3 protein-coding genes are annotated in these 8,684 nt (G+C 70.0%); 1 reads left to right on the forward strand and 2 read right to left on the reverse strand.

Going from position 1 to position 8,684, the window contains the following annotated elements; genetic code table 11:
* Positions 1-78: 78 nt before the first annotated feature.
* Both MFF22_RS19125 and MFF22_RS19130 read right to left on the reverse strand, forming a co-directional pair.
* Positions 79-1,770, reverse strand: coding sequence for a DEAD/DEAH box helicase (locus tag MFF22_RS19125; protein ID WP_238251034.1), 1,692 nt, complete (start codon positions 1,768-1,770; stop codon positions 79-81).
* 9 nt (positions 1,771-1,779) lie between these two features.
* On the reverse strand, positions 1,780-1,938 hold the full coding sequence (locus tag MFF22_RS19130; protein ID WP_238251035.1) for a hypothetical protein: 159 nt from the start codon (positions 1,936-1,938) through the stop codon (positions 1,780-1,782).
* Positions 1,939-2,596: 658 nt separating this feature from the next.
* On the opposite strand from MFF22_RS19130, the gene MFF22_RS19135 reads away from it, so the two are divergent.
* Positions 2,597-8,684 (forward strand): beta strand repeat-containing protein (locus tag MFF22_RS19135; protein WP_283206194.1); only part of this gene is annotated, 6,088 nt, incomplete at its 3' end.

The raw sequence follows: 8,684 nt of genomic DNA on the forward strand, positions 1-8,684 counted from the left end.
TCGCCCATAACGGCGTTCCGGTTGGGGCGAGGGCGGTCCGAGCGCCCTGCCCCGCCGTGCCTCGCCTCCTCCTCCAGCCTACCCCCGGGGTGTCGGGTCCCTGAGCGAGCCCCGGTCCGCGAGGCGCCGGACGTCGGCCAGGAGGCGGCCGTCCGCGGTGCGGCAGGCGATTTCCTCGGACAGTGCCTTGCCGACCACCTGCACGGCGGCGGGGCGGGCGAGGGCCTCGGCGGCGTCGAGGAAGCCCGCCGTGTCGAGGGGCGCGTCCCGGCCGCCGCCGAGCCCACGCCACCAGAGCACCGCCTTCTCGCGCTCGTAGCCGCGCCCCTCCGGTCGCAGTCGGACACGCCAGGAGCCCTCGGCCCAACCGAGGACCACGTCGAGGCCGTCCGGCGCCTCTTCCAGGCCCCAGGCGGTGACCCGGTGCCACTCCGCTTCAGCGGACGGAGCGGCAGGGGCATGGGCAGAGGGAAGGGCCGTCTCCGAGAGGACGGACAGCTCGTCCTCGGCGGCGGCGTCGTGGCCGGGCTCGCGCTCCGTCTCCGGTTCGGTCCAGCAGGCCTCGCAGGTCGAGGCGTTGAGGGCGATCAGGGCGCCGCAGCCGGGGCAGGGCTTGGCGCGCAGGCCCCCTGCCCCAACCCTCACCGCCTCGGCCGTACGGACGGTGACGGCATCCACCGGCCCGTGCATCCGCACCAGTCCGGCATAATCGAGGATCAGGGCGTCGTCCTTGCCCTGGGCCCGCCGGAGCGCCCGGCCGACCTGCTGGACATAGAGCCCCGTGCTCCGGGTCGGCCGGAGGAGGGCCACGAGGTCGACCTCCGGAGCGTTGAACCCGGTGCCGAGCACCCCCACCGAGGCGAGGCAGCGGATCTTGCCCGCCCGGAAGGCCGCCACGATCCGGTCGCGCTCCCGCTTGGGGGTGCCACCATCCACCGTCTCGCAGGAGAACCCCTCCCCCCGCACGGCGTCGCGCACCGAACCGGCGTGGGCGAGGCCGGCGCAGAAGGCGAGCCAGGACCGGCGCCCGCGCCCGTATTCCGCCAGTTCGGCGACGGCGGCTTTAGTGATCCAGTCGCGGTTGACCGCCGCCTCAAGCTCGCTTGGGATGTAGTCGCCGCCCCGGCGGCCGACCCCGGTCACGTCGAGCTGCGTCAGGGTCGCCTTGGAGACGAGGGGGGCGAGGTAGCCCCGGCGGATCAGGTCGCCGGTATCGGCCTCATAGGCGATCCCGGTGAAGATCCGGCCCTGACCTTCGTCGAGCCGCCCGGAATCCAGCCGATAGGGCGTGGCCGTGAAGCCGGCGACTCGCATCGCCGGGGCGAGGGCGCGCAGCCCTGCGAGGAACCGGCCGTAGCGGGTTTCGGCGGTGCGGGGGATGAGATGCGCCTCATCGACGATCACCAGATCCCGGGGGCCGATCGCCGCGAGGCGGTCGGCGACCGATTGGATGCCGCAGACCAGCACCTGCGCCGCCGCCTCCCGCCGGCCGAGCCCGGCCGAGAAGATCCCCGCCGGACTTTCCGGCCAATGCCGCTTCAACTCGGCGAAGTTCTGCGCGACCAACTCGCGGCTGTGGGTGACGATGGCGACGCGGGTGTGGGGAGCCTGTTCCAGCACCTCGCGGGCGAGGGCCGCGATGACTAGGGACTTGCCCGCCCCCGTCGGCAGCACGACGAGCCGGCCGGCATCCTCCCCCTCCCCTCCCCGCGCCCAGGCGGCATGGAGCGCGTCGAGGCCCGCCCGCTGATAGTCCCGCAACTGCAGCATGGCCGGCGCCTAGACGGAGCGTCCGGCGTCGCGGCGCGTCAGCCGAGAGATGCCCGTGATCCAGCCGTGCCTGGCCCGGGCCTCCGCCCGCATCGCGTGAACGGTCACGTGTCCAGGGCTGCCGGTGCCGATCCCGATGACGCCGATGGTGCGGGGATGCTCGCTCATGCCGCCCGGACGTAGCGCCTTTCAGGAGGCGGCGTCGAGGAGTTCGGCGAGGCGGGGCCTCGATGCCGGTGCCGGTGAGGATCGCGACGGCTCTCGCCTCGGCTTTGGGAAGGCCGCGGCGGCGGATCATCACCGTCGCCGGGACACGATGGCAAGACGCGTCCCCTCACCCGCGAACCGAACGGACATCTGAGGGCGCCGCCGGGGACCCCTCGTCAATGGCCAGGCACGGCGCTTGGGGATCCGTATGGCATCGTTCTATCTATCGGTACGACTTTTCCCATGCGTCGAATTTATATTCTACGATCCTGCAGCATAAATTCTGATGAATCATGTCTTATCGATACAATAAAAACTCAAGATTGAGGATATATACGCCTATCAACCGCTGTTTTATGGCGCTAAGATGCAACAATTGGACACAAATGTCCCGGTGCGGTGTAAAAAATACGACATCGGATCGCTGAGGAAGCTAGAAGCGCCGGGATTTACGCCGCCGCTGCCGCGAATTGCTGGCGTGGCACTGAACGGAACGTTTCCCATGCCGAATCAAATCGGGATCGCGCTAAACACGCTCGGCACATGCAGGGGCCCTAAGCGGCGTCGCGCCGGCTGGGCGGTCGCGCTGCTTGCATCCACGGCTCTGGTCGCTGTCCCAATGGCCTTCGCGCCGCTCGGGTTCGGTGCCGTCGCGCTCGCCAAGGGTGGGGTGGGCGGCGAGGGTGCCGCCGGGGGGACGAGCAGCACCACGGGCACCGGCAGCGCGGGCGGGGACGCGACCGGAACGGCGGGCGGCGGTGGTGGCGGCGCCGGACAGGAAGGGGGGTCCGGCGGCAAGGGAGGGGCCGGCAGCAAGAGCGACCCGATCGCCGGCGGCGTCGGTGGTGCGACGGTTGGGGCGGCCGGCGGAAACGGCGGAGCCAACGATTACACTCAGGGGATCGGCGGCGGCGGCGGCGGCGCGCACGGCTATGTCGGCGACACGGCCCCCACCACGGCCACGACCGGCGGCAATGGCGGCAATGGCGGCACGATCCTTATCAATCACGGAAGCGATCAACCCTCCAGCGGCGGCGGCGGCGGAGAGGGTGGGTTCGGTGCCGTTCTGACGGGTACCGGCCCGTACACCATCACGACCAACATCACCGGCGGCAAGGGCGGCAATGGCGCTGACGGCACCATCGGCGGTGCCGGCGGCGACGGCGGCGTCGGCCTCGCGCTCGCCGCATCGGGTGCAAGCGTCACCGTGAACGACGGTGTGACCATCAAGGGCGGCACGAGCGGCCTTGCGGGCTACACGTGGTCCACCGACAAGAGCAAGGTGCCGGCCTACGCCCTCGGTGGTGTCGGCATCACCGGGGCCAACGTCACGCTGATCCTGTCCGCTGGGGCGACCGTCTCGGCCGGCGCGGGTGCCGAAGGATCGAAGCGAAATGCTCTCGCGATCGAGTTCACGTCCGGCACCAACGTCCTCGAATTGCAAGGCAATGGGACCACCTTCGCTTCGCTCACCGGCACCGTGATCGCGCGGGGGAGCGACAACACGTTGAAGCTGACCGGCCACGGCGCAAAGCTCGACATGAGCTCCCTGATGTTCCGCGTGCAGAAAGACCCGACCTACGGCGGCGTATTCCAGGGCTTCGGAACCATCGTCGTCGAGACCGACGGGAAATGGATGGGCATCGGCTACGAGGACACGGCCGGCGATGCCAGCTGGGTCATCAAGAAGGGCACGTTCCAGCTTGGAAGCGCGACCACGCGGGGGAGCATCAACGGCTTTGTCACCGTGCAGGACGGCGGAACCTTCGCCCTCGTCGACACGAGCACGGATCGCGACACGATCACGTCCATCAGCAAAGACTTGGTCGTCCAGTCCGGGGGCACCCTGTCCATCAAGAGCGTCTCGAACACCGTCTCCCTGAAGGGGAAGACGCTCACCCTTCAGGCGGGCTCGAACCTGACGCTCGATCTGACCAAGAGGCCGTCCGCGCCCATCGTCATGCTGACTGGGGCCTTCAGCTACCAGGGGTCCCTCACCATCGCGGCCCTGCCCGCCACCAACGCGGTCGGCACCTACAACCTCATCAAATACGGCACGGCGCCCGCCGCCACAGATGCGTTCTCCTCCATCAAGGGCCAGGGCGGTTACACGTACGCTACGAGTCTCGATGCCTCTCAGAACACCCTGATGCTGACGGTCGCCTGGACGCCCCAGTACTGGAACGGCGGCACGACCACGGGGAAGGCGGGTCCCATCGTCGGTGGTACCGGGACGTGGACGGCAGACAGCACCGTCACAAACTGGACCTATGCCGACGGCACCGACCGCGTCGCGAGCACCAACCTCACGGGCGCCATCTTCGCCGGGACGGGGGGCATTGTGACGGTGTCCAACGCCAAGGGGGGAGTTTCGAGCGAATCGCTGACCTTCGCCGTCGACGGCTACGTGATCACGGGCGACGACCTCACTCTGTCGACGAAATCCGGAGGACCGAAAATCACGGTCGCGGACGGGGCGATCTCGGCTAGGATCGCCGCGTCACTCAAGGGCACGCAAGGGTTGGAACTGACCGGCGGCGGAACTCTGATCCTGACGGGTCAGAACGACTATGGAGACACGACGATCAGCGCTGGCACGCTCCGGATCGGCGATGGTGGAAAGTCGGGTTGGGTCGCGGGCTCGATCACCAACAACGGCAAGCTGATCATCGACCGCGCGGACGACGTGACCTTTAGCGCGACAATCACCGGCAACGGCTCGCTGGAGAAGCGGGGAGCCGGAACGCTCGCCTTGAGCGGTCGCTACGATTACGCCGGCGCGACTCTCATCAGCGCCGGCACCCTTGCCCTGAACGGCGGCGGTCCCCTGACCCTCGCTGGCGGCGGTACCCTGAGCGGCAGCCTGACGGTCGCGTCCGACGCCACGCTGGCGGTGGGCGGCTTTGCCAAGCTCGGGTCCCTGGCGGGGGCCGGCGCGGTCACGATCGCCGAGCAGGCCACCTTCTTCGTTGGCGGGGACAACACCTCCACGGAGTTCTCGGGCACCATTTCGGGCAAGGGCGGCCTTCAGAAGACATTCGGCAATGGCACGCTGACGCTCAGCGGCGCCAACACCTACACCGGCGGTCTGAGGGTCGGGTCGGGCGGCGTGGTGTTGAGGGGCGGGGCGGCCAACGACAAAGGCAACGCCATCACGGTCGATTACGGCGCGACGTTGGAGATCGTGGGAGGGAACGCGGCCGCATCCGGTATCATCCGTTCGAATGCGGGCGCGAAGATCAAGCTGAACGAGAACACGCTGACGATCGGTGAATCGGGCAGCAAGAGCTACACGTTCGCCGGCGAGATCGAGGGAAGCGGCGGCCTGGCCAAGGTCGGGACCAACCAGCAGATCCTCAGTGGAACGAACTCCTTCACCGGTCCCGTGACCATCTCCGGCGGGAGGCTCTTGCTCGCCGACAGCAGCCGCGCCCTGCCGTACAAGTCGGCGGTCACGGTCGAGGCAGGCGGCACCCTCATCCTGACGGGCAACACCGCCTCCATCGGCTCGCTCGCGGGCAGCGGAAAGGTGATCGGCGAGACGGATTCCAGCCAAGCCAACGGCTCGCTGCCTCCGGGCGTGGAGTTCAGCAGCTACCTGTTCGTGGGCTATGACGACACCAGCACGACCTTCTCGGGCGTCCTCGCCAACGGCGCGAAGGCGGACCAGAAGCTCGGCCTCACAAAATTCGGCAGCGGCACCCTCACGCTGACCGGCGAGAACACCTTCACCGCCGGCACGGCGATCGACGGCGGCACATTGCGGCTCGGCGATGGCGGCAAGTCGGGCTCGATCAGCGGCAACGTCGTCAACTCCGGAACGTTGGCGTTCAACCGCGCGGACGACGTGACCTATGCCGGCGTGGTCTCCGGCACCGGCTCGCTGGAGCAGAAGGGTCCGGGCACCCTCACGCTGACCGGCGTCAACACCCTCACGGGAATGACCACCGTGAGCGGCGGCACCCTGGTCCTGGCCGGCGGCAGCGTCGCTGGCGCGGTGACGGTACAATCCGGCGCCACGCTGTCCGGCGATCCGACCGGGGCGACGGCCGGCTCGATCGGCGGCGCGCTGACCGTTCAGGACGGCGGGATGCTGAGGATCGCGTCCGGCAGCCAGAATCTCACGACGGCGGGAGATCTCACCCTGTCCGGTTCCGCGCTGACGGCGCTCTCCCTGGGCGCGCCGACCACGACGGCGGCGGTGAGCGTAGGCGGCAACCTCACCCTCGGCGGCCGCCTGAACCTGACGACGGCAGGCGGGATCACCACCGGTACCTACCGGATCTTCGACTACACCGGAAAGCTCTCCGACACGGGCCTGACCGTCGGGAATGCCCCGGCCGACAGTTTGGTGTCCGTCGACACGACCACGGACAAGCACGTCGATCTGAAGGTCGCGGCCGGTCGGTTCTGGGCCGGTCCCACGACGGGGGGCGGCACCTGGAGCGCCAACGGCACGAACTGGTCGGACCGGGACGGCACCGGGGCCACGGCATGGACGCCGGGGGCGCTGGCGATCTTTGCCGGCCCGGCGGGCAAAGTGACGGTGAGCGACGGCGCCACGCCGAGCGTGGCCGCGCTGTCCTTCACGACGGATGGCTACGCCCTGGCCGGCGGTGCGATCGATCTGGCCGGCTTCGCGGGTAGCAAGTCCACCCGGATCACCGTCGAGGACAAGAATGCGACGGGCGGCGGCACGGCCGTCATCGCCTCCGACCTCACGGGTCCCGGCGCCCTGGCCAAGGAGGGCACGGGCACGCTGGTCCTGACGGGGGCGAAGACCTACGCGGGCGGCACCGCGGTCTCGGCGGGGACGCTGCAGCTGGGCGACGGCACGGCCTCGGGGTCGGTGACGGGGGATATCGTCGACAACGCGGCCCTGGTCTTCGCGCCGGGCGCGGACCAGACCTTCGCGGGGGTGATCTCAGGTACGGGCACGCTGGTGAAGCAGGGCCCGGGCACGCTGACCCTGACGGGAACGAACCTCTACACAGGCGCGACGACCGTGTCGGCGGGCGCGCTGGCCGTGAGCGGGTCGCTGGCCAGTGCGGTGTCGGTGGCGTCCGGGGCGACGCTGCGCGGCACCGGGACAGTGGGCTCCGTCACGGTGGCTTCGAGGGGCACCCTGGCGGGAGTCCAGGGTCAGACGCTGACCACAGGGGACCTGACGCTGGCGCCGGGCTCGCACCTCGTGGCAACGCTCGGCGGGAGCGCAGGCACGACGGCGCTGCTCGCGGTGAAGGGCGACCTGCGCCTGGGCGGGACGCTGGACGTGAGCAGCACGACGGGGAGCTTCGGCGGCGGCCTGTACCGATTGATCAGCTACACCGGCACAACCTCGGGCAACGGCCTTGCCATGGGCACGATCGGCGGCAGCGTCGACGACCAGGACCTGTCGGTGCAGAGCGACGAGGCGGCCAAGACGGTGAGCCTGCTCGTGCAGGCGCGGGCGACGTCGTTCTGGAAAGGCGGCGACGGTTCCTGGGGCGCTGGCACGGCCTGGACGAACGCCCAGGGCGGGGCCTCGACCACGGCGGCGGATCGGGCGATCGCGGTCTTCACTGGCACGCCGGGCAAGGTCACGGTGGATGCGAGCGCGGGCCCCGTGACCACCGGGGGCATGCAGTTTGCGGCGAGCGGCTACACGGTCCAGGGCGACCCGCTCACTCTGACGAGCGCCTCGACGCAGGTGCGCGTGGGCGACGGGACGAAGGCGGGTGCATCGACGGTGGCGACGATCGCGTCGCCCCTGTCCGGCACGGGCGGCCTGCGCAAGACCGATGGGGGAACGCTCGTGCTCACCGGGGCGAACAGCTTCACCGGGGGCACCTCGGTGGAGACGGGCACGCTGAAGGTCGGGCATCCCCAGGCCCTGGGCACGGGCGCCCTGAGCCTGAACGAGGGCACGACCCTGGCGTTTGCGGGCGACCTGACCCTGACGAACGCGATCCGCTTCCCGCAGAAGGGCGATCCGATCATCGACAGCGGGACGGGGACCGTGACGATCGCCGGGGAGATCTCCGGCGTGGGCGACCTGTCGAAGATCGGCTCGGGGACGCTGATCCTGAGCGGGACGGAGACCTACACCGGGGCGACGGACGTGGTGTCGGGGACCCTGGTGGCCAACGGCTCGCTGGCCGCGTCGTCGGGGGTGACGGTGGAGAGCGGGGCGACGCTGGGCGGTTCGGGGACGGTGCCGAGGGTGTCGGCGCTTACGGGATCGATCGTGGCGCCAGGCGTGGCCACGCCCTACAGCACGCTGAACGTGGCAGGGTCGGTGAGCTTCGCGGCGGGCTCGACGTTCCGGGTGCAGGTGGACGCGGCAGGACATACGGACGCGATCGCCGCCACCGGCACGGCGACGCTGTCGGGCGGCACGGTGGACGTGCGGGCGGGCACGGGCACCTACACGGCGAGCCAGAGCTACCGGATCCTGAACGCGGCGGGGGGGCTGAGCGGTCGCTTCGCGAGCCTGCAGACGACGACGAACCTCGCCTTCCTCCAGCCCATCCTGAACTACGATGCGACGGGGGCGAGCCTGGGCTTCACCCGCGCGACGAATGGCGGCACGGGCGGCTCGACGGCTCCGGGTGGCCCGACGGCTCCGGGTGGCACGGGTGGCTCAACCGGATCGGGCGGCTCGACGAATTCGGGTAGCACCAGCGGCTCGACGGCTCCGGGTGGCACGGGTGGCGCGACGGATCCGG

Source organism: Methylobacterium persicinum, from assembly GCF_022179525.1.
In the GTDB taxonomy this organism is placed as follows: Bacteria; Pseudomonadota; Alphaproteobacteria; order Rhizobiales; family Beijerinckiaceae; genus Methylobacterium; species Methylobacterium persicinum.